This window comes from Lacibacter sp. MH-610 (assembly GCF_045780045.1).
Classification (GTDB): domain Bacteria; phylum Bacteroidota; class Bacteroidia; order Chitinophagales; family Chitinophagaceae; genus Lacibacter.
Map to the genome: position 1 here is coordinate 1 of NZ_CP116002.1, position 21,293 is coordinate 21,293.

15 protein-coding genes are annotated in these 21,293 nt (G+C 41.3%); 8 read left to right on the forward strand and 7 right to left on the reverse strand.

The window, feature by feature from the left end:
* Positions 1–65 precede the first annotated feature (65 nt).
* Positions 66–1,664 carry an acyl-CoA dehydrogenase family protein gene (locus tag PDL71_RS00005; protein WP_407528430.1) on the forward strand — a complete coding sequence of 533 codons (1,599 nt, stop codon included), beginning with the start codon at positions 66–68 and terminating at the stop codon, positions 1,662–1,664.
* Between the two features lie 98 nt (positions 1,665–1,762).
* Here PDL71_RS00005 and PDL71_RS00010 read toward each other — a convergent pair whose 3' ends face one another.
* Positions 1,763–2,947: a T9SS type A sorting domain-containing protein gene (locus PDL71_RS00010; protein ID WP_407523860.1), complete on the reverse strand. Its 1,185-nt coding sequence runs from the start codon at positions 2,945–2,947 to the stop codon at positions 1,763–1,765.
* 170 nt (positions 2,948–3,117) lie between these two features.
* On the opposite strand from PDL71_RS00010, the gene PDL71_RS00015 reads away from it, so the two are divergent.
* Complete coding sequence (locus tag PDL71_RS00015; protein WP_407523862.1) at positions 3,118–4,881, forward strand: N-acetylmuramoyl-L-alanine amidase; 1,764 nt, start codon at positions 3,118–3,120, stop codon at positions 4,879–4,881.
* Here PDL71_RS00015 and PDL71_RS00020 read toward each other — a convergent pair.
* A complete protein-coding gene (locus tag PDL71_RS00020; protein WP_407523864.1) occupies positions 4,878–7,433 on the reverse strand; it encodes a cation-translocating P-type ATPase in 2,556 nt (851 codons plus the stop codon). The genes PDL71_RS00015 and PDL71_RS00020 overlap by 4 nt on opposite strands.
* Before the next feature lie 263 nt (positions 7,434–7,696).
* On the opposite strand from PDL71_RS00020, the gene PDL71_RS00025 reads away from it, so the two are divergent.
* From PDL71_RS00025 to PDL71_RS00040, 4 genes are all read left to right on the forward strand, one after another.
* Positions 7,697–7,993, forward strand: a complete 297-nt coding sequence (locus PDL71_RS00025; protein WP_407523866.1) for an RNA recognition motif domain-containing protein — start codon at positions 7,697–7,699, stop codon at positions 7,991–7,993.
* A 107-nt stretch (positions 7,994–8,100) separates the two neighbouring features.
* Entirely contained in the window at positions 8,101–8,454 is a 354-nt protein-coding gene (locus PDL71_RS00030; protein ID WP_407523867.1) for a carboxymuconolactone decarboxylase family protein, read from the forward strand.
* Between the two features lie 100 nt (positions 8,455–8,554).
* Positions 8,555–9,589: a 2-oxoacid:ferredoxin oxidoreductase subunit beta gene (locus PDL71_RS00035; RefSeq protein WP_407523869.1), complete on the forward strand. Its 1,035-nt coding sequence runs from the start codon at positions 8,555–8,557 to the stop codon at positions 9,587–9,589.
* A gap of 106 nt (positions 9,590–9,695) precedes the next feature.
* Positions 9,696–10,793 (forward strand): pentapeptide repeat-containing protein, encoded by a 1,098-nt coding sequence (locus PDL71_RS00040; RefSeq protein WP_407523871.1) that lies wholly within the window; start codon positions 9,696–9,698, stop codon positions 10,791–10,793.
* Between the two features lie 26 nt (positions 10,794–10,819).
* Here PDL71_RS00040 and PDL71_RS00045 read toward each other — a convergent pair whose 3' ends face one another.
* The gene (locus tag PDL71_RS00045) at positions 10,820–11,137 is read right to left on the reverse strand and encodes a heavy metal-binding domain-containing protein (protein ID WP_407528433.1); all 318 of its coding nucleotides are present in this window, start codon (positions 11,135–11,137) and stop codon (positions 10,820–10,822) included.
* Positions 11,138–11,256: 119 nt separating this feature from the next.
* On the opposite strand from PDL71_RS00045, the gene PDL71_RS00050 reads away from it, so the two are divergent.
* Positions 11,257–12,510: a hypothetical protein gene (locus PDL71_RS00050; RefSeq protein ID WP_407523873.1), complete on the forward strand. Its 1,254-nt coding sequence runs from the start codon at positions 11,257–11,259 to the stop codon at positions 12,508–12,510.
* A gap of 56 nt (positions 12,511–12,566) precedes the next feature.
* Here PDL71_RS00050 and PDL71_RS00055 read toward each other — a convergent pair whose 3' ends face one another.
* The 3 genes from PDL71_RS00055 to msrB all read right to left on the reverse strand — a co-directional run bounded on the left by PDL71_RS00055 (position 12,567) and on the right by msrB (position 18,224).
* A complete protein-coding gene (locus PDL71_RS00055; protein WP_407523875.1) occupies positions 12,567–14,183 on the reverse strand; it encodes an amidase in 1,617 nt (538 codons plus the stop codon).
* A 155-nt stretch (positions 14,184–14,338) separates the two neighbouring features.
* Entirely contained in the window at positions 14,339–17,533 is a 3,195-nt protein-coding gene (locus PDL71_RS00060) for a S41 family peptidase (RefSeq protein ID WP_407523877.1), read from the reverse strand.
* A gap of 118 nt (positions 17,534–17,651) precedes the next feature.
* Entirely contained in the window at positions 17,652–18,224 is a 573-nt protein-coding gene (gene msrB / locus PDL71_RS00065; protein WP_407523879.1) for a peptide-methionine (R)-S-oxide reductase MsrB, read from the reverse strand.
* 176 nt (positions 18,225–18,400) lie between these two features.
* On the opposite strand from msrB, the gene PDL71_RS00070 reads away from it, so the two are divergent.
* On the forward strand, positions 18,401–18,976 hold the full coding sequence (locus PDL71_RS00070) for an adenylate kinase (protein WP_407523881.1): 576 nt from the start codon (positions 18,401–18,403) through the stop codon (positions 18,974–18,976).
* 79 nt (positions 18,977–19,055) lie between these two features.
* Here the strand turns inward: PDL71_RS00070 and typA are convergent, their stop codons facing one another.
* A complete protein-coding gene (typA, locus tag PDL71_RS00075; RefSeq protein ID WP_407523883.1) occupies positions 19,056–20,867 on the reverse strand; it encodes a translational GTPase TypA in 1,812 nt (603 codons plus the stop codon).
* Positions 20,868–21,293 lie beyond the last annotated feature (426 nt).

The following is a 21,293-nucleotide window of genomic DNA, read 5'->3' on the forward strand; positions in this document are numbered from 1 at the left end:
ATTCGTTTCTTGACACAGAAGTGCTGCCTGTTGTAGCACGACTTGATAAAATGGAAGCAGGCCTGATGCCCTCACTGATGGATAAAGCAGGAGAACTGGGTCTGCTGGGTACATCAGCACCGGAAGAATACGGTGGTTTGGGAAAAGATTTCATCACTTCTACATTGGTGAATGAAGCATTGGGCGGCGGCCATTCGTTTTCTGTAGCGGTAGCAGCTCATACAGGTATTGGTACATTACCCATTCTTTATTTCGGCACACCGGAACAAAAAGCAAAATACATTCCCAAACTGGCAAGTGGCGAGTGGAAAGGCGCCTACGGACTAACGGAGCCCAACAGCGGCAGTGATGCCTTGAGTGCTAAAACAACTGCTGTGCTGAGTGCAGACGGCAAGCATTATATCCTTAACGGACAAAAATGCTGGATCACCAATGGCGGTTTTGCAGATGTATATACTGTGTTTGCAAAAATTGACGGCAAAGAGTTTACCGGTTTTATTGTAGAGCGTGGTATGGAAGGTTTTACACAGGGCAGTGAGGAAGATAAAATGGGTATTAAAGGTTCATCTACCGTACAATTGTATTTCCAGGATTGCAAAGTACCAGTAGAGAATCTGCTGGGTGAAAAAGGGAAAGGTCATGTAATCGCCTTCAACATTTTAAATATCGGTCGTTTGAAATTAGCAGCCGCAGCTATTGGTGGTGCTAAAAGAACACTCAATGTGTCCTTGCAATATGCCATGACCCGTGAGCAGTTTAAACAACCCATCATCAACTTTGGTGCGATTCAACACAAACTGGCTGAAATTGCATTACGCATCTGGGTGCAGGAAAGTGCTTTGTACCGTTCTGCACAATGGATTGAGCAAAAAGAGCAGGAATTACTTGCAAGCGGCAAACCTTTTAACGAAGCATTACTCGGCGCTGCGGAAGAATATGCCATTGAATGTGCCATGCTCAAGGTGGATGGAAGTGAAGTGCTGGATCTATGTGTAGATGAAGGGGTTCAGATACATGGTGGTAATGGTTTCAGCGCTGAGTATGAAATTTCAAGAGCCTATCGTGACAGCCGCATCAACCGTATTTATGAGGGCACCAATGAAATCAACCGTCTCTTAACAGTGGATATGGTATTGAAGCGTGCCATGAAAGGAAGACTGGATATTATGGGTGCTGCTATGGGCGTACAGAAAGAACTGATGAGTATTCCTGATTTTGGAAGTGAAGAGGATACGCCTTTTGCAAAAGAATTTAAAGCGATTGCCAATTTCAAAAAAGCGATCATGCTCGTTGCAGGTGCTGCGGTGCAAAAGCTCATGATGAAAATTGAACAGGAGCAGGAGATTTTAATGAATGTAGCAGATATGGCCATTCAAACATTTAACGCAGAAAGTGCGCTGTTACGTGCTGCAAAAATGGCGGAAGCAAAAGGAGAAGCCGCTGCACAGTTTGAACTGGATATGATGCGTACCTATTTGTATGATGCTGCTGACAACATTAATAAGTTTGGTAAAGACGCCATCAATGCATTTGCAGATGGTGATGAACATAAGATGATGTTGCTGGGATTAAAACGTTTTACCAAAGTAGACCCGTTCAATAGTAAAGAAGCAAGAAGAAGAATTGTGGCGAAGTTGCGTAATGATGGTAAGTATCCGCTTTAATCTATTAAGAAGAAAAGAAAAAGAAAAACCGCTCTTAGACAGGAGCGGTTTTCTTTTGTGTAAAAACTATTTGCCTAAACAAATAAGTCGTTTATTGATTATCTCATGAAACGGAAAACTTCTGATTGACCTTTTCCGTCAACAGCCTGCATAATATAAACACCTTTTGAAAGACCTGTTACATCCAGGTCAGCCTGCATATTTGAAACAGTTACCTGGCGGATAAGTGTACCGTTGGTATTCATTAACCTGATTTGCTTTGTACCGGCTTCAAAAAATTGAATACGAACACTGTTACCTGTAGTTGCAAATAAAGTTTTTGTATTGTTATTACCCACTTTAGCAATAGAAGAGAAGGTTCTCTTACCGTCGTTATCATATTGGGCTAAACGATAGTAGTAAACAGCGGCGCCTGCATTATTATCAGTAAAAATGTAGTTTGATCTGCTTTGTGTAGTACCTACAGCCTGTACGCTGCTAATTTTTGTGAAACGTACACCATCTTCAGAACGTTCTACATCAAAATGAGAAGCATTAATTTCCTGGATGGTTTCCCAGTTGAGTTGAACACTGCTGCTGTTGTTACGTTTGGCAGTAAAGTCGCCCCAGGTAACCGGCAGTGAACCACCACTTGCAGCAGTATATCCAAAGAAGAATTGAATACGTTGACCTTCTGTGCTACTGGTGAAATTTCCAAACAGAGTTACTGTTCCTGTAATGGTAAAACCGTTTGTAAGATTTGTATTAATTGTGTACCATTGACTTTCACCGTTATTATTACTGCGTTCATAGTTTCCTGTGAAAGGAATTCCTTCAATCACCAGGTCGCTTACACGGATGGTTGAACTACCATTTTGTGTACGAACAGCTAAACCAAAATAGTTAATAGTGGGAGCTGTTGCTGTTTTTCCATCAGTTGTTAAACGGGTGCTTACGTTATTAAATGTTGTAGTGGTTGTACCGGCACCGATGGATGTTACAGTTGTAAATGTATTCAATGCAGGATTGTAAGTAATAGAAAAGGTATAGGTTCCGCTGGTTCCGTAATTTAATGTTTCATCTACACGGCTGCCGCTGCGGCTGCTTCCCAGGTCAGGAATACCCACAAAAAGAGCTTGTGATTGACTGGCACTAACATTTCGTACATTTCTGTAACGAACTCCAAGTAAATTTTCAACTGTTCCGGAGAATGTACCGGCAATCAGTTGTTGAGCATTGATAGATTGAGCAGAAATAAAAGTTGCGCATACGGCAACTACTAAAGAGTAGAATTTTGTTTTCATCTTATAGGGTTCAGGGACGAACTAATAGTTTTTACTTAGCAAAAATACATGCGTTTTATATATCACTAAACAATACACTTAGTTTTTTTTATAAAATACCATTAGACTCGTATAAATAACAAGTAGTTTTACGAATGAAAACGTTTGCAGCGATCACTTTACATTTACGCATGACAAAAAAACTGATACGGCTAAGCACACAAACAGTACTTTTCACTCTTCTTTTTTATCTGAATCCACTTTCTGCAGATGCTCAAAAGGCGTTTTTACGAATTGTAAGCCCTGCGAAAAATGAAGTAAAAACAAACAGCCCGAAACAATTTATTACAGGTGTTACCTGCAAAGAATGTAGTGTTACTATTAATGATACTGAAGTACAAGTATGGCCTACCGGAGCTTTTGCGATTCAGGTAAACTTAACGATGAGAGATTCTGTAGTTCGGTTAACAGCTACAGATAAAAACGGTTTTAAAAATACTCAAAGCATCATCTACTCCTATCAACTACCCGAAAAAGAAAAAGAAATTTCAACCAATACGATTGCTTACTGGCGCATTGAACCTTCGGGTGATTTATTACTGAAACCCGGCGATCAGCTAAAGATGACATTGAAGACATTGCCCGGTGCAACGGTTGTGCTTGAGAATGGATTTGTTTTGAAAGAGGTACAGGTTAAAGACAGCAATGGCGTAAAAGGTATTTACAAAGCAGAATATGTAATTAAAGAGGGAGATAATTTATTCAACGAAACCCCCGCTCCCCTTAAAGCAATTGTTACCACAACTAATAACGATGTATTGGAGGCAAGCACAAAGAACAAATACGGCATCATGCAAGAACCCATAATCCTTCAAACAAAAGGAAAGCTTCCTTATTTGTTGATGGGATTGGGCGAAGATCGTTTAGGCGGTACCAAAATTGGTTACCTCGATTCATTAGTGAAGCTGAAAGCAGTGAGTAAGGTGGGTGATAAGTATTGTGTACAACTCAGTAAATACCGAACTGCCTACATTGAAGAACAACATGTGGATGTTCTTAACAACGGAGGCTTTTCACCTGCTTCACTAACCAACAGTATGCGGGTATGGGGCGACAGCCTTTATGATTATGTATCCTTAATCTTATATGAACGATTGCCTTATCAATCGTTTCATCAAATCAATCCATCCACAATTATTATAGATGTATTTGGCGCTACCACTAATACCAACTGGGTCACACAAATGCAGAGTACCCGGGAAATTAAAAATATAAGCTATGAACAGGTAGAAGATGAACTGTTGCGTATTAAGATTGAATTAAACCATGAGCAGCATTGGGGTCATAGTATTTATTATGCGGGTAACAATCTTATCATCAAAGTGAAACGCCGGCCAAAGAGTTTATTACTGAAGGACCTGGTGATTGGTGTGGATGCAGGTCATGGCGGTACTAACAAGGGCGCTTTTGGTATTACCGGTATTATGGAAAAAGATATGACACTGCTTGTTGCAAAAGAATTACAACAGTTATTGGAAGCGGAAGGTGCAAAAGTGATCATGACCAGAACGAAAGACACCACTTATGATAGTCACGATCGTTACCTGCTTTTTAAAGAAACAAATCCTGATGTGCTGGTAAGCATTCATCTCAACAGCAGTGCAGATCCTGTTCGCATTAAAGGCGTGAGTACCTATTATAAACATATCGGCTACCGCTCCCTATCTCAAAAAATTCTTCAGCAGATGCTGGATATGGGGTTGGGTGAGTTTGGCAATGTGGGGCATTTTAATTTTATACTCAACGGTTTTACAGAGTTCCCCAATGTGCTGGTGGAAACATTGTTCATCTCTCACCCTGAAGATGAAACCAATGTACTCAATGCTGCATACAGAAAACAGATGGCTGAAAAAATTGTAGCAGGAATAAAAGACTGGCTTGCACAACAACGTTAAGTTTTCTTTTTACGTTTCATCCATTTCTCCACTTCCACAGCTACAAACACCAATGATGAAATACCTATGGCCAGTAACAACTCATCCCATGTTAATGGCTGTGTATTAAAAAAGGTATTGAGCACCGGTACATAAATGGTACAGAGTTGTAAAACAAAAGTGAGCAGCACTGCTCCTAACAGCAGCTTATTACTGAGCACTCCCTGTGTAAACAGCGATTCCCGTTCACTCCGGATGGCCAATACATGCCACATTTGCGCCAAACACAAAACGGTAAAGACAATTGTTTGCCAATGTGTATTACCGGTATAAATTTCAAATGCCTGTGTACCTAATGTAAGCAACCCAATTAAAAAACCTACCCAGATGATGTGATAGCCCATACCGCCGGAGAAAATACTTTCTTTTGGATGACGGGGCGGGCGTTGCATGATTTGTTTTTCTTCCGGCTCCGCAGCTAAAGCCAATGCAGGGAACCCATCCGTTACCAGGTTAATCCATAAAATATGAATGGGCAATAAAGGAATGGGCAAACCCATTAATGGCGCCAGCATAATACTCCATATCTCAGCACTGTTACCCGTCATGATGTACTTTATAAACTTGCGGATATTATCAAAAATCCTTCTTCCTTCACGCACTGCTTTTACAATGGTGGCAAAGTTGTCGTCCAGTAAAATCATGTGAGCAGCTTCTTTGGATACATCTGTACCTGTAATACCCATGGCCACACCGATATTGGCTTTTTTTAATGCAGGTGCATCATTCACTCCGTCGCCCGTCATGGATACGAAATGATTTTTCTTTTGCAATGCTTTTACAATGTCCAGCTTTTGTTCAGGACTAACACGTGCATAAACACGGATATGCTCTACCTGCTCCGCAAATGCTTCATCGCTCATTTTGCTGAGTTCACTACCTGTAATAATCTGTTCAGTTTTTTGGTGAAGAATACCGATTTCTCTTGCTATTACTTCTGCAGTTATAGGATGATCTCCGGTAATCATTACCGGTTGAATACCGGCAGTTTTGCATTCTGCAATTGCTGCTTTTACTTCCGGTCTGGGAGGATCAATCATGGCTGCCAGACCTGTGCAATAAAGTTCGTTTTCATAAACCGTCTCCGCACCATCATCCGGAACTGTCTCCATCCACTTCATTCCGTAAGCTAATACACGCATGCCTTTCGCCGCCATTTGATTGGCTTCGTTCAGAGCATCATCGTTTTTTTCAACACACCGCTGCACCACAGCTTCTACAGCCCCTTTGGTAATAACCAGGAAACGCTCTCCCGCTTTGTGCACAGTGGTCATCAATTTACGATCGCTGTCAAAAGGTAACTCAGCCACACGTGGATACATTTCAGCAACCGTGTTTACATTCATTCCGTTATTAACCCCGAATTCAACAAGTGCAACTTCAGTAGGATCACCCGTCATTCCATCCGTTCCTTTTTTTACATCATGATTCAACAGCATTGCAGTTAAAAGCGGCGATCCGTTGTTAAGTGAAAAAGCTGTATATGCAGGCTGCCAGGTTTGCAATACCGTCATTTTATTTTGAGTGAGTGTTCCTGTTTTGTCGGTACAGATATAAGTAACAGAACCGAGTGTTTCTACCGCATGCAATCGCCTGGCAAGAGCATTGTTTTTCACCAATCGTTTTGCACCAAAGGCCAACGCAATAGTAATAACAGCCGGCAATGCTTCCGGTATGGCCGCTACCGCTAATGAAAGTGCAGTGAGCAACATCTTTAACCAATCTTCACCTCTTAAATATCCCACCAGGAACAGCAAACCACAGAGTAATAAAATAAACACCGAAAGTTTTTTACTGAAATCGGTCATACGTACCTGTAATGGTGTTGCCGTTTCATGTTCCTGCAGCATACGGGCAATCTGGCCGAGTTCTGTATTCATACCGGTTGCAACCACAACTCCTTTACCTCTTCCATAGGTTACATAAGTGCCTTTAAATGCAAGATTCACTCTGTCGCCAAGACTCAGGTCATTACCATGCAAAGGATGAATTAGTTTTTCAATACTATGACTTTCACCTGTTAAACTGGCTTCATCAATTTTAAGTGCATTGGTTTCTATCAAACGTAAATCAGCAGGAACCAGGTTGCCTGCCTCCAGCACAACAATATCACCGGGTACAATTTGTGCTGCAGGAATGGAAGTGAATTGTCCGTTGCGGATTACGGTAGCAAATGGTGCTGCCATTTTCTTAAGGCTTTCCATTGCCTTTTCAGCACGGTACTCCTGTATAAAACCGATAATAGCATTGAGAATAACAATGGCAATAATAACAACGGTGTCTTTTACATCACCGATTAATCCTGAAATAACGGCCGCAGCAACCAGTACGAGAATCATTACATCAATGAACTGGCGCAGAAACATCATGAGAGGTGATTTCTTTTTTGCTTCCTGTAATTCGTTTGGTCCATACTCAATCAGTCTTGATGCTGCCGTCATATCAGTGAGACCGGAGAAAGTACTTCCTGTAAGACCAAGTACTTCATTTGCAGGTAATAAATGCCAGTTCATAAAGAATGTTTGTTGAAAGATAAACATAAACGGAGTTCATAGAACTGCCAATAATGAGTAAGAGTTAACCGGATGATAACAATCAGCCGGAAAATAAAAAACAAATTGTAGCAGGATACGCTTATCTTTGCTCCGTTATTTTGAGAGTTACAGTGTTTCGTAATTGAATCGTATTCATCTGCTACGCATTTCTGCTAAGAGATAGTTCGTCTTTACCGCCTCGTATTTTCTCAGTATTTATTAATTGTTCAAATAAAAAAAGCATGAACATTTACGTATCAAACTTAAGCTTCAATGTTACAGATGATGACTTAAGAGGATTTTTTGAAACCTATGGTGAAATTAAAAGCGCCAAAGTAATTACAGACAAATTTACAGGCAAGAGCCGTGGATTTGGTTTTGTTGAAATGAATGATGATGAAGCTGCTAAAACAGCTATCAAGGAATTAGACGGTGGTGTGGTTGAAGGCCGTACCATTAAAGTAAATGAAGCAAAACCCCGTGAAGAACGCAGTAACAACAACCGTTCTTTTGGTAATAAAAGCTACAGCCGTTATTAATCTTACGGTAAACATCCTGAAAAGCCATTTCGAAAGAGATGGCTTTTTGTTTTATGATAACTACAGCTTTAATTTTTAAACGCATCTTATCTTTATAAAAAAATTACATGAGTAATCTTATAAAAGAATTCAATGACTATCGTACCAGGATGAATGAGGTAATCCTCAGTAAAGACAACCTGGTGATTAAACGTCTCTGGAACCTGGATACCAACACCTATGCAGAAGGTGCTCTTTCTACCCAAACCAAAGAAATGCTGGGGCTGGTAGCCAGCATGGTGCTCCGCTGTGATGATTGTATTAAATATCACCTGGGCAAATGTTATGAACTGGGAGTAACTACAGAACAGATGTATGAGATTTTTGCCGTGGCGAATATTGTGGGCGGCACCATTGTAATACCGCACACAAGGAGAGCTGCAGAGTACTGGGAGGAATTATGTAAGCAGCAGGAACAATAAATGATGTGAATCATAACCGGAATTGACCGGGTGCCTGCAAATAAACTTTACGCTTACATTCTGTTTTTCTTAAATTTGGTTGTACTAAATCTTAACAACGATGGCTGACATATCAACTCCGTTACCCCCTCTTACCGCAAAAGATTTTGCCACTGACCAGGAAGTACGCTGGTGCCCCGGCTGTGGCGATTACTCTATTCTGGCACAGGTGCAGAAAGTAATGCCTTCTATTGGTGTTCCAAGGGAAAATATTGTAATCATCAGCGGTATCGGCTGCAGCAGCCGCTTCCCCTACTATATGAATACCTATGGCATGCACTCCATTCATGGTCGTGCTACGGCTGTAGCCAGTGGGTTAAAAGCTGCCCGTCCTGATCTGAGTGTTTGGATTGTAACCGGGGATGGTGATGGTCTCAGCATCGGTGGTAACCATACCATTCACCTCCTGCGTCGCAATTTTGATGTGAATATTCTTTTGTTTAATAACCAGATTTATGGTTTAACCAAGGGACAATACTCTCCCACCTCTGAGGAACAGAAGATTACCAAGAGTACACCGTTCGGAAGTATTGATCATCCATTCAACCCATTAGCATTGGCTATGGGCGCTGATGCTACTTTTATTGCACGCAGTATGGACCGTGATCCCAAGCACCTTCAGGAAATGCTTACAAGAGCCAATGCTCATAAAGGCTCCTCCTTTTTAGAAATCTATCAGAACTGCAACATCTTTAATGATGGTGCTTTTGAAATCTTTACTGAAAAAGCAACCAAGCCTGAAGAGGTATTGTTTTTACAGCAAGGTCAGCCATTGGTATTTGGGGCTGCTCAAAACAAAGGCATTAAGCTGGATGGGTTTAAACCTGTTGTTGTAAACCTGGATGAAGGACATAGTATAGATGATTTGTGGGTGCATGATGATCATGATTTTTACAAAGCACAGATACTGGTGCGTATGTTTGACAATCCTTCCCGTGACGGGCATCTACCCAGACCTTTTGGTGTGTTTTATGAAACAGAGCGTGCCTGCTATGAAGATGGTCTTCGCCTGCAGATAGAAGATGTGATTGCCAAAAAAGGAAAAGGCGATCTTGATAAATTATTAAGGGGAAATGAAGTGTGGGAAATACACTAAAACAATCCTGAATTTATGAAAAGAGGCTCCGGCCTCTTTTTTTATGCCTGTTTGCGGTATTGACATTGGTATTGAAAAGAAATACCTTTCTTGCAAATACAGCACTATGGGAGAGATTTTAGTAAAAATTCTTACCAGCAGCGAAACACCCTGGTTCATGGCGCTCATTATTGGCGGTGTGAGTGGATGGTGGGCCCTGAAACGTTACCGTTACGAGAAACACCTGGAGAAATTTAAAGAAACCAACGCCAATCTCTTTAAAGACAGAAAACAGGAAGTACTGGCTGCTATTGCAACACTCAGCATTTTCAAACGCAATCCTGAATTTGAAAAAAATACAATTGACGTATTACTGAGCCGGCTTTATACAGAACTGGATTACGATGTGATTAACTCCATTTTATCTACTCTCATCCAGGACAGCAACCGAAAAGAATTGCTTTACATAGCAAGTGGACTGCAGGATATTAACCGCAATTTCTTTGTACAGGACTATCCTACTAAACAACGGGTAAATGACCTTAATAAGGCAATCTCCAAAATGGAATACTCCCTGCAGCAAGCCAATACACCCGACTATAACCAGCTTATTAACGACGGAAAAGTTGAAATAGAATCCTTTTTAAGAAATAAAGATCAGCTCATTACTCAGTACAACCAGGACTTCATAAATCTTGCATCCCTTCATAAATACAAACTGGCCTGGCACAAGCAGGTTACTGCAGATGCATATGCCATGTTTCTGAGAAAAGCATACTTATCAAATCCGGAAGAACATCTTTCAGTAAAGCTTTTTCAAAATGACTTTAACTATGTGTACATGGCTGAAATCAAAATAACAGAAACCACTGTTTCAAGGAGTGCATTAGCCAGTGCTATTTTTGCGGAGGTGGAATTTGCAGGCAACAATATCAGCCGTACTGATTTTTTTGCAAGTGTATTTAATCAATCAGGTTTTTATGAAGGCAAAATCAAAGACTCCATCTTTGAACGAAACAGTTTTACGGAGGCAACTTTTAAAAACATCCACTTTACAAACACACAGTTTACCAATTGCAAATTTGAGTCAACCCGGTTTATTAACTGCACCGGTTTAACACAACAGGATTTTATTCAATGTACGGCAGATGCATCCAGTAAGTTTCCTGAAGGAGTTATTATCCCTGTTGAAGCATCAATAACAACAGCAGTTACAACTCCTTAATAAGAATTTCAAATTGTAGAGAATAATTAAATTTTAACCGCTGTGCCGGTAGCCACTACCATGAGCATGCTGCCGCCGCTACCCACCGTTTCAAAATCTAGGTCAATACCAACTACTGCATTCGCTCCCATGTTTTGAGCTTTTTGCTGCAGTTCCGTTAAGGCACTCTGCCGGGCTTCTTCAATCACACGTTCATAAGTGCCGCTGCGGCCGCCTACAATATCACGGATGCCGGCAAACAGGTCTTTAAAAATATTAGCGCCAATGATGGTTTCGGCTGTTACTACACCTATGTACTGTTGTATAGGTCTTCCTTCAATGGTGGGTGTTGTTGTGAGGAGCATATCTTTTTTTATAAAATTAAGCATCTGCCGGCATTTTGGAATTGTTAAATGATCTGTAAAGGAGCCCACATCTTATGCAATCAAATTCACCGCTGCATCCCATCTGTAAAATCAACGTTATGCAAGCTTATCGTAAACCTTTACTGGCTGCAGCCATCGTGTTCTCAGCCATCAGTCTTATTACTGCCTTTGCCAAACCTTCCAAGCAAAAGCAAAGACAGGAACCCGCAACAACTGAACAACCGGACCAACTACAAGAACCACCAATACCGGCTGCTCCTCCCCCTTCCACAAAACCCACAGCTCCTCTACCACTATCCACGGATCAAAAAATACAGGTAGCCATTTTACTGGATGTAAGCAACAGTATGGATGGATTGATTGACCAGGCCAAGGCACAGCTATGGACCATGGTGAATACTTTGGGACGTGTACATTGTGATAATAAAACCAATCCGAAAATTGAAATTGCATTGTATGAATACGGTACGCCCCGCAATGATGTACGAAAGGGTTATATCCGTCAGATCAATAACTTCATCACCAATCTTGATTCATTATCTCAAAACCTCTTTGCGTTAACCACCAATGGTGGTGATGAATATTGCGGTCATGTGATTTATTCCTCCATCAGTGAATTGAAATGGGACAATAATCCCAATTCGTACAAAGTCATTTTTATTGCAGGCAATGAAAGTTTCCGCCAGGGCACGGTTAGTTTTACACAGGCCTGTACTTCTGCCAAAAACAAAGGTGTGATTGTAAACACCATTTATTGCGGCGACCGTCAGCAGGGCATTCGTGAATACTGGAACCTGATGGGTGAATGCGGCAACGGCAGTTTCAGCAATATCAACCAGGATCATAAAATTGAAGATATTCCTACACCTTATGACGATGCCATTTTTAAATTGAACGAACAACTGAACAACACCTACATCAGCTATGGTACAAGAGGACAGGAATTGTATGAGAAACAACAAAAAATGGATATGGCCAATTCCAGCATGAGTAAAAAGGCAGGCATTAAACGTGCCGAAGCAAAAAGTAACAGCGGTGTATATAATAATGCTGAGTGGGATCTTATTGATTATACTTCGGGTAATGAAGCAGCCATTGAAAAGATCGATAAGAAAACCTTACCCGACAGTTTAAAAAACAAATCAACAGCTGAATTGAAAGTAGTCATTGCAGAGAAACGAAAAGAACGTGCTGCCATCCAATCAAAGATCATTGCACTGAACCAACAACGGCAGCAATATATTACTGATCAAAAAACAAAAGGCAATACTGAAACAGTAGCAACGATGGAAACAGAAGTGGAAAGGATTATTAAAGAACAGGTGAAACGGTTTAAAATGAATTTGCAGTAAGCACTTCAATAGTTTATTAAAGCTCCTCCTTTTTTCAATAAGGAGGAGCTTTTGATTTATGCAAGAAATGCTTTCTTAAACGAAGGCTTTACACGATGTTTGGTTGACTGCTCATAAGCATAGGCCAATGAAATCAATTCGCCTTCCTGATACGCCGTGCTGAAGAAGGATAACCCTACAGGTAAATCATACGCCAATCCGCAAGGAACTGAAATATGCGGATAACCGCTCATAGCTGCAGGACCGGTTAAAAACACATTACCCCAACGGTCGCCATAAATGGTATCAATGCTGCAGGAAGGACCCATGGTTAAACCAATTAATGCATCCAGTTTGTTTTGCTGCAGCACTTCATCAATTAATTTTTTGGAACCGAGATGACTTTTGGCATATGCTTCTTTGTAAGCTTTATTGTCAAGCCCTTCTTTTTCAGCACTGGCCACTATGGTTTCCTGTTTAAACGTTGGCATCACTTTATCTTCATTGGCTTTATTAAAAGCAATGACTTCATCAATGGTTTTCAGTTTGGCATTGGATGTTGAAAGATATTGATTGAGCCCGGCTTTAAATTCAAACTTCATCAGTTCAAATTCAGCATCGCCTAAAGCATTCAACTTTTCTAAGTACTCCAGTTCAACCACTTCAGCACCTTGTTGTTTTAAATCAGCAATGGCTTTCTCCAGCAAACGGTTTAAAAACTGGTTATCATATTTCTTTTTTTCTACACCTAAACGTTTTCCTTTCAAGCCATCGGCTTTGCAGTAAACAGTATAATCCTTTGCAATTTTTCCTTCGCTTTCTTTGGTGATGGCATCATTGGCATCTACGCCGGTCATTGCTGCCAACAAAATAGCAGCATCTTTCACCGTACGTGCCAATGGCCCTGCGGTATCCTGAGTGGATGAAATAGGAATGATTCCGCTGCGACTTACTAATCCTACTGTTGGTTTGATTCCCACTGTTCCATTTACAGATGCAGGACAAGTAATGGAACCATCTGTTTCTGTACCAACCGCCACAACACATAAGTTAGCCGCAACAGCAACTCCTGATCCTGAACTGGAACCGCATGGATTGTGGTCGAGGATGTAAGGCATTTTCGTTTGTCCGCCCCTACTGCTCCAGCCTGAGCAGGAACTTGAAGAACGAAAATTGGCCCACTCGGATAAGTTGGTTTTGCCTAACAACACCGCACCGGCTTCACGAAGTTTGGTCACTATAAATGCATCTGACTTTGCAATATGACCTTCCAGCGCCAGTGATCCTGCGGTGGTCATCATCTTATCAGCCGTATCAATATTGTCTTTGATCAACACAGGAATGCCATGCAGTGGCCCACGCAACTTTCCTGCTTTACGTTCGCTATCCATTTGCTGAGCAATGGCTATAGCATCAGGATTCAATTCAATTACTGAATTAAGCTTGTATCCATTTTTATCAATCGCATTGATGCGATCAAGATATAATTGTGTTAGTTGTTCGGACGTGTAAGCACCCTGCTTCATTTTTTCCTGAAGCGCATCAATGGTTATTTCATTGAGTTCAAAATCATCTGCCACTGTTTCATCTGCAGTATCATCAGACTTTTGATTGGTGGAAGGATTACATGCTGTGGCAATAAAAGTTGTAGCACCCGCCAGGGTACTGTTCAAAAGAAAATCTCTGCGCTTCATATGCAATTGGTTTGTAGTTGCCTAAATATACAGATGAGTGAATGAATTGTTGCTGCTTCAACCGGAAACTATGTTGCCGCCTGTAAAAAATGAACAACGCCACTGCAGAGTGCAGCGGCGTTGTTTGTAAGATATCATGTTCTTATAAAAGATGATTACTGTTTCTTCATCAATTCTTTCACGGCTATTTCCAGCTGCTGATCTTTCCCTGTAATTACTTTTTCATACTCGTTCCTTTGTAAAACATCAGGTTCTGTTTGTGCATTTTCAAGATAACGTCCATCTACATCTTTACAACCCACTGTTGGAGCACCCCATGTAATTCCGGTATCCATCAAACCACTCCATGCTGCAAAAGAACAGGTACCCGGCACCGGCATACCTACCAGTTTACCAATGCCCTGCTGTTTCACCATGTAAGCATAGCAGTGACCATCACTGTAGTTTCCTTCATTGGCAATAGAGATGCTTGGTTTGGTCCAGCGGAAGTTAGGCTCAAACCCATTGTTACGGATGTCATTACCATAGTCCATAAACTTTTTACCGCTGAGGAACATCGCAAGATCGGCCACTAAATCACCACCGCCGTTATTTCTTGTATCAACCACAATTCCTTTTTTATGAAAGAACTTACCCATGATTTCTTCATAGGTAGTGCGGAAGGCGCCATCACTCATGCCGGGAATATGCACATAACCCAATTCACCATTACTCATTTGCTCTACTTCATCTGCATTCCGTTTTACCCAGCGGCGGTAGAGCAATCCGTTTTCTTCACCTAAAGAAACAGGTTTGATGGTGAGCTCACGCTTTGCAGTACCATCCACAATTACAAGCAATGTATTTTTACCGGCTTTACGGTTTAAGTATTGTGACAGATCTTTATCGGGTGTGATGAGTTCGCCATCAATACTTTCAATGATCATTCCGGCTTTTACATTCATACCGGCTTTATCCAGCGGACCATCTTTGATCACTTCCAGAATTTTTACACCGTTGCCTTTAAAATTATAATCATAAAAAATACCGAGTGCAGCGGTGGCGTCACCATTAGGATTAAATCCGCCAAAACGTGCACCGCTGTGACTTACATTCAACTCACCCAACAGTTCACTCAGCATTTCAGCAAACTCATGATTGTTACTGATATGGGGCAGATACTTTTCATAATCGGGTTTGAAACTGTCCCAATCAATGCCATGAAAACTTTTATTGTAGAAAGTTGTTTTTGTTCTGCGCCATACATGCTCAAACATATAGATGCGTTCTTTTAAACCATCTACCATCATTTCACCGTTAATGCCAATACGATCCTGTTTGCCGCTGTTGGGATCAATCTTCGTAAAACCACCATCGCTGTTTACGAAAATAGACTTCTGCTCTTTATCCCATTGCATATTGGCAAAACCTGCATTGAGCGGAACGAGCATTCTTGTTTCTCTTGTACGCAGATTGGTTGTCCATAAATTCATACCACGTTCAAAGCGTGCTAAATAATAAAGTGTTTCTCCATCCTTACTCACCAGTACATCGCCTAAGGAAGAAGAATGAATGGTAAGTTTTGCCTTACGCATATTCAGTCCATCCCAATCGATCACTACTGAATCTTTGGCCGGTGTTTTCTTTTTAGAAGTATCCGCTTTGGCTTTGTTCTCTTCCATTTCTTTTTGCAACGCAGCCTCTTCTTTGCTCAGCTTAAATTTATCAAATGCTTCCTGTGTAAAGAACATGGCATATGCATCAGCCTGCGCACCACCGCTCATGGCTGCAGCACGAAGGCCATCACGGTTGCTCATCCACAGCATGGCTTTACCACCCATGATCCATTTGGCATTATAATCACTGAAACCGCTTTCTGTTAGATTTTTAATGTTCTTACCATCAGCACTTACTAAACCAACTTCGCCAACAGCACTACCGGGAATGGCATAGTCAAACAATAACCACTTACTGTCAGGACTCCACTGGAAGTACTGATCATTCTCCACAAACGCAAACAACTGATCACCTGTTAATACCGTACGGCTTTGCTTGGTTGCAATATTGTAAATGCGGAGTTGATTTAAATTTTCAATGTAAGCGATCTCTTTTCCATCAGGGGAATACAAAGGCTGTGTATTGTGATTCTTATTTTCCAGCACTGCTGTTTCTTTAATCAGTGTAGATGCATAGAAATAAGGTTCGTCTTTCCGTTCAATGGTACTTTCATACACACTCCATTTATTATTGCGCTCACTGGCATACAATAACTTTTTGCCATCAGGAGAAAAGTTCACACCGGTTTCCTGTTCCGGTGTATTGGTAATACGTTTGGTAATACCGCCGTCCACACTGGTTACAAATACTTCACCACGATAAATAAAGGCCACTTCTTTTCCATTAGAAGAAACGCTCATACCACTTCCGCTGCTTACACGGTAAATACGTTCATTATTACTGCGTGCATCAGCAAGGATGGTGATAGTAACCTTTTGAGCTGATGCGCCTGCTTTCATGGTGTACAAATCACCATCATAAGAAAAACAAAGCAATCCGTCTTTGCTGCTGCTGAGAAAACGAACGGGATGCTTTTTGAAGTTGGTGATTTTTTCAGATGCACCGCCACTCATATTCATTTTATGAATATTGAAAGAACCGCTTTCTTCACTCAAATAATAAAAACCATTTTCATCAGTTGTGAAAACAGGATTACGGTCTTCACCTTTGAAAGAAGTAATTTGTTTATGCGTACCTGTTTTTACATCATACACACAAACATCTCTTGTTACAGATGAAGTGTGATGTTTGCGCCATTGGTTTTCACCGGCAGGTTTATTGGTATACAAAAACTGGTTTCCGTTTTTGGAGTAACGGATATCTTCAGCCGGTGTAGTAATGATTTGTGAAACTCTTCCGCCATTTACGGAAACGGAATACAACTCACTCATATAACCGGTGGGGAATTGACGGTTAGAAGGCAGATCCATCCTTGTACCACCGAAAATGATTGTCTTGTCATCATTACTGAAAGCATAAGGATATTCACCTGCTGAATGATAGGTGATGCGTTTGGCTTCACCGCCGTTGATGGAAATGGTGTACACATCAAAATTTCCGTAACGGTCGCTGGCAAATGCAATGGTTTTACCATCATTGCTCCACACGGGCATAAAGTCATGAGCTTCATGCATGGTAAGCGGAGTAGCGGTGCCACCTGATGCAGCTACTTTATACAAATCACCTTTGTAGGTAAACACAATGGTTTTACCATCGGGCGAAATCGATGGATAGCGAAGCCAGGAAGGCGATTGGGCTAAAGAATTGAAAGCGCAGGCAAAAAGGCAGGAGGCCAGGGCAAATAATCTGATCATAGCAAAGTTTTGTGAAGGCTAAAGATAAAGGGAAAGCTTGTTGCGTGGAGGGAATTTGATGAGTGGCACAAAAAAGGCGACTCATCTCTGAATCGCCTTTTCATCATCATCTCAACTGTTACTCGCCACTCTTCTTCTGATTATAATTTTTTTCTACTGCTTTTGCTTTTTCAAAATCAAGAATCACACCATTGATGCAATAACGCAAACCTGTTGGAGGCGGACCATCTTCAAACACATGTCCCAGGTGGGCTTTGCATCTTCCGCACTGCACTTCTGTACGTTCCATACCATGACTATTGTCGGGTGTATAAATGATGGCTCCTTTGCTGATGGGTTCATAAAAGCTGGGCCAGCCACAACCACTATCAAACTTGGTATCACTTTTAAACAGGGCATTACCACAAGCCGCACAATAATAAGTTCCTATTTCATTGAACTTTTCAAATTTACTCGTCCATGGACGCTCTGTTCCTTTTTGCCTGGCAATGTAATACACATCAGACGGAAGGATTTTTTTCCACTCCTCTTCACTCATACTTACTTTACTGCTGTCTGTTTTAGAATAAACAGGATTCTTTTTTTCTGTACTCATAACTTTTTTTTCTTTTGATGCTTCAGATGTTGCCTGCGATTGACAGCTAACAAATGTAAGCTGTGCCAACAATATCAATAACAACGCTTTCTTCATAAAATTGCTTTTCTAAATGTACGAAGTAATAAGCCGGGTGGATTGTCGGAAGTACGACGAACGCAGGCTCTTAACATTTCCTTTCGTATAAACATTTTGTATCAAAATTGGTTCAGAGTGTCAAAGTTTGGGCAGGGCATATTATATTTACGGTTCACTAAGGGTTAGTACTGCTTATGTTTAATTTAATTTTGTTTGGACCTCCCGGCAGTGGTAAGGGTACACAATCAGAACGGCTTATTTCAAAGTATGGTTTAAAACACTTGAGCACGGGTGATTTGCTGCGCAGCGAAATTGCCGCACAAACAGCGCTGGGCATGGAAGCAAAAAAGCTCATGGATAAAGGTCAGCTGGTACCAGATGAAGTGGTGATCGGAATGATCAGTACAGCGCTGGACAATAATCCGCAGGCCAAAGGGTTTCTGTTTGATGGTTTTCCACGTACCACGGCTCAGGCTGAAGGACTGGACAAACTTTTGAAATTAAAAGGCACACAGATTAATGCGTTTATTTCCTTAGTGGTAAGTGAAGAAGAGCTGGTAAAACGTTTACTCAATCGTGGACTCACCAGTGGCAGAAGTGATGATACTAATGAAGATGTGATCCGTGCCCGTATTACAGAGTACAAAAACAAAACATCCATAGTAGCTGATTACTACAAACAGTTTGATAAGTTTACAGAAGTAAAAGGCGAAGGAAGTATTGACGATATTTTTAATGCGCTTTGTAAGGAGATTGACAGTCACATGTAACGATCTCCGCTATTGATTATGACAAAGAACAATGCCGCAGGTTTCTGCGGCATTTGTATTGTAAACTGTTTTGATCAAATTAAGCCATTTGTGCATTCATCTGCTTGGCTACTTTCTTGCGTTCTTCTTCATCCAGAATCACCTTACGCATACGAATGAAATTGGGTGTTACTTCAATACACTCATCAAACTGTATGTATTCCATACATTCTTCCAATGTCATCAATGTTTTGGGAGCAATGCGTGTAGCATCGTCACTGCCGCTGGCACGGTGATTGGTGAGTTTCTTTCCCTCTGTGGCATTCACCACCAGGTCACCGGGTTTAATATGCTCCGCAATGATCTGTCCTGCATATACATCTTCTCCGGGATCAACAAAGAAAGTACCACGGTCCTGTAATTTATCAATCGAATAACCGGTTGTTTTATCCTGGAATTTAGAAAGCAGTACACCATTGTTACGACCGGGGATCGGCCCTTTCCATGGTTTGTATTCGCTAAAGCGATGGGCCATCACAGCTTCACCGGTTGTAGCCGTAAGCATCTGTGTACGCAAACCGATCAACCCACGTGAAGGGATATCAAATTCCAGATGCTGCATTTCACCTTTTGTTTCCATCACCAGCATTTCTCCCTTACGGCGGGTAACAAGGTCAATCACTTTACTTGCAAATTCCTGCGGTACATCTACCACCAATGTTTCATAAGGTTCACATTTCTTACCATCAATTTCCTTGGTGATTACCTGCGGCTGACCAACAGTTAATTCATATCCTTCACGACGCATGGTTTCAATCAAAATACCCAAATGCAAAATACCACGACCATAAACAATCAGGCTATCGCCATCTTCACTATCCGCTACACGAAGCGCCAGGTTCTTTTCTGTTTCTTTCATCAGACGATCACGTAAGTGACGACTTGTAACAAACTTTCCATCCTTACCAAAGAAGGGTGAGTTATTTACACTAAACAGCATGTTCATGGTAGGTTCATCCACACTGATGATGGGTAATGCTTCCGGATTTTCTGCATCAGCAATGGTATCACCAATATTAAAATCTTCAACACCCACTACGGCGCATAAATCGCCGGCAATCACTTCACTCACTTTTTTCTTACCCATTCCCTCAAACACATAGAGCTCTTTTACTTTGAGTTTGCGTAGCGTACCATCTGCCTGCATCAAAGCTACCTGCTGATTTTCTTTAATACTTCCACGGCTTACTTTACCAATGGCAATTCGGCCAAGGAAAGAGGAATAATCCAAAGAAGTGATCTGCATCTGCAGTGGACCTTCTGCTACTTTAGGAGCAGGAACATGTTTTATAATTCCATCAAGTAAGGGAATAATGTTATCAGTTGGCGTTAAAGAATCATTGAACCAACCGTTCTTTCCACTGCCATAATACGTTGGGAAATCCAATTGTTCTTCCGTAGCATCCAGGTTGAAGAAGAGTTCAAACACGGCATCATGCACTTCATCCGGACGGCAGTTGGGTTTATCTACTTTATTGATAACTACGATTGGTTTTAATTTCAATTGCAGGGCTTTTTGCAGCACAAAACGTGTTTGGGGCATCGGGCCTTCAAATGCATCTACCAGCAGAATTACACCATCTGCCATTTTCAATACACGCTCCACCTCACCACCAAAATCGGCGTGGCCCGGTGTATCAATTACATTAATTTTTACATCGTTGTAAGTAACAGCGGCGTTTTTTGAAAAGATGGTAATACCACGCTCACGCTCCAGGTCGTTGCTGTCCATAATGAGCTCACCTGTTTCCTGGTTATCACGAAACACTTTGGTGGCGTGTAAAATTTTATCAACCAAGGTGGTCTTTCCATGGTCAACGTGTGCAATAATTGCTATGTTGCGAATATTCATACTCAATGTGTTAGACCCACTTAAGATTCAAACCGGGCCATTTTTGAAGCCGCAAATGTACACCAATAAAACGGGGTGGCAAGGGAAAGGGATGAATATATTATTATGCTTCGCAGATTGGGTTTTGTGGTGTTGTAACCGGCTTGGGAAGCAATGTGGAGCGATGGTGGCGTCGCACTCTTATACAATTTAATTCTATTCATCATCCTCTGTTTAACAGCTTCACAAGGTGCCTGACGTCTGCGACGTCCTGACACCAATAACCGTTTGACTGCTTAAAAACTAAGGCAAGAACTGCACTGCCTTCTCTTTTCCTCATTTTCTCCTTTGCCTCTTAGCCATGTTTTCCCGTAATTTGATTTAATTCATAATCCACTGCTGAACAGTTTTACAAGGTGTCTGACGTCTGCGACGTCCTGACACCAG

What these genes read in the sequence shown, in the direction of transcription:
- PDL71_RS00005 (WP_407528430.1), top strand. Translation starts at nt 66, where the DNA reads ATGCCCTCACTGATGGATAAAGCAGGAGAACTGGGTCTGCTGGGTACA.
- PDL71_RS00010 (WP_407523860.1), bottom strand. Translation starts at nt 2,947, where the DNA reads ATGAAAACAAAATTCTACTCTTTAGTAGTTGCCGTATGCGCAACTTTT.
- PDL71_RS00015 (WP_407523862.1), top strand. Translation starts at nt 3,118, where the DNA reads ATGACAAAAAAACTGATACGGCTAAGCACACAAACAGTACTTTTCACT.
- PDL71_RS00020 (WP_407523864.1), bottom strand. Translation starts at nt 7,433, where the DNA reads ATGAACTGGCATTTATTACCTGCAAATGAAGTACTTGGTCTTACAGGA.
- PDL71_RS00025 (WP_407523866.1), top strand. Translation starts at nt 7,697, where the DNA reads ATGAACATTTACGTATCAAACTTAAGCTTCAATGTTACAGATGATGAC.
- PDL71_RS00030 (WP_407523867.1), top strand. Translation starts at nt 8,101, where the DNA reads ATGAGTAATCTTATAAAAGAATTCAATGACTATCGTACCAGGATGAAT.
- PDL71_RS00035 (WP_407523869.1), top strand. Translation starts at nt 8,555, where the DNA reads ATGGCTGACATATCAACTCCGTTACCCCCTCTTACCGCAAAAGATTTT.
- PDL71_RS00040 (WP_407523871.1), top strand. Translation starts at nt 9,696, where the DNA reads ATGGGAGAGATTTTAGTAAAAATTCTTACCAGCAGCGAAACACCCTGG.
- PDL71_RS00045 (WP_407528433.1), bottom strand. Translation starts at nt 11,137, where the DNA reads ATGCTCCTCACAACAACACCCACCATTGAAGGAAGACCTATACAACAG.
- PDL71_RS00050 (WP_407523873.1), top strand. Translation starts at nt 11,257, where the DNA reads ATGCAAGCTTATCGTAAACCTTTACTGGCTGCAGCCATCGTGTTCTCA.
- PDL71_RS00055 (WP_407523875.1), bottom strand. Translation starts at nt 14,183, where the DNA reads ATGAAGCGCAGAGATTTTCTTTTGAACAGTACCCTGGCGGGTGCTACA.
- PDL71_RS00060 (WP_407523877.1), bottom strand. Translation starts at nt 17,533, where the DNA reads ATGATCAGATTATTTGCCCTGGCCTCCTGCCTTTTTGCCTGCGCTTTC.
- msrB (WP_407523879.1), bottom strand. Translation starts at nt 18,224, where the DNA reads ATGAAGAAAGCGTTGTTATTGATATTGTTGGCACAGCTTACATTTGTT.
- PDL71_RS00070 (WP_407523881.1), top strand. Translation starts at nt 18,401, where the DNA reads ATGTTTAATTTAATTTTGTTTGGACCTCCCGGCAGTGGTAAGGGTACA.
- typA (WP_407523883.1), bottom strand. Translation starts at nt 20,867, where the DNA reads ATGAATATTCGCAACATAGCAATTATTGCACACGTTGACCATGGAAAG.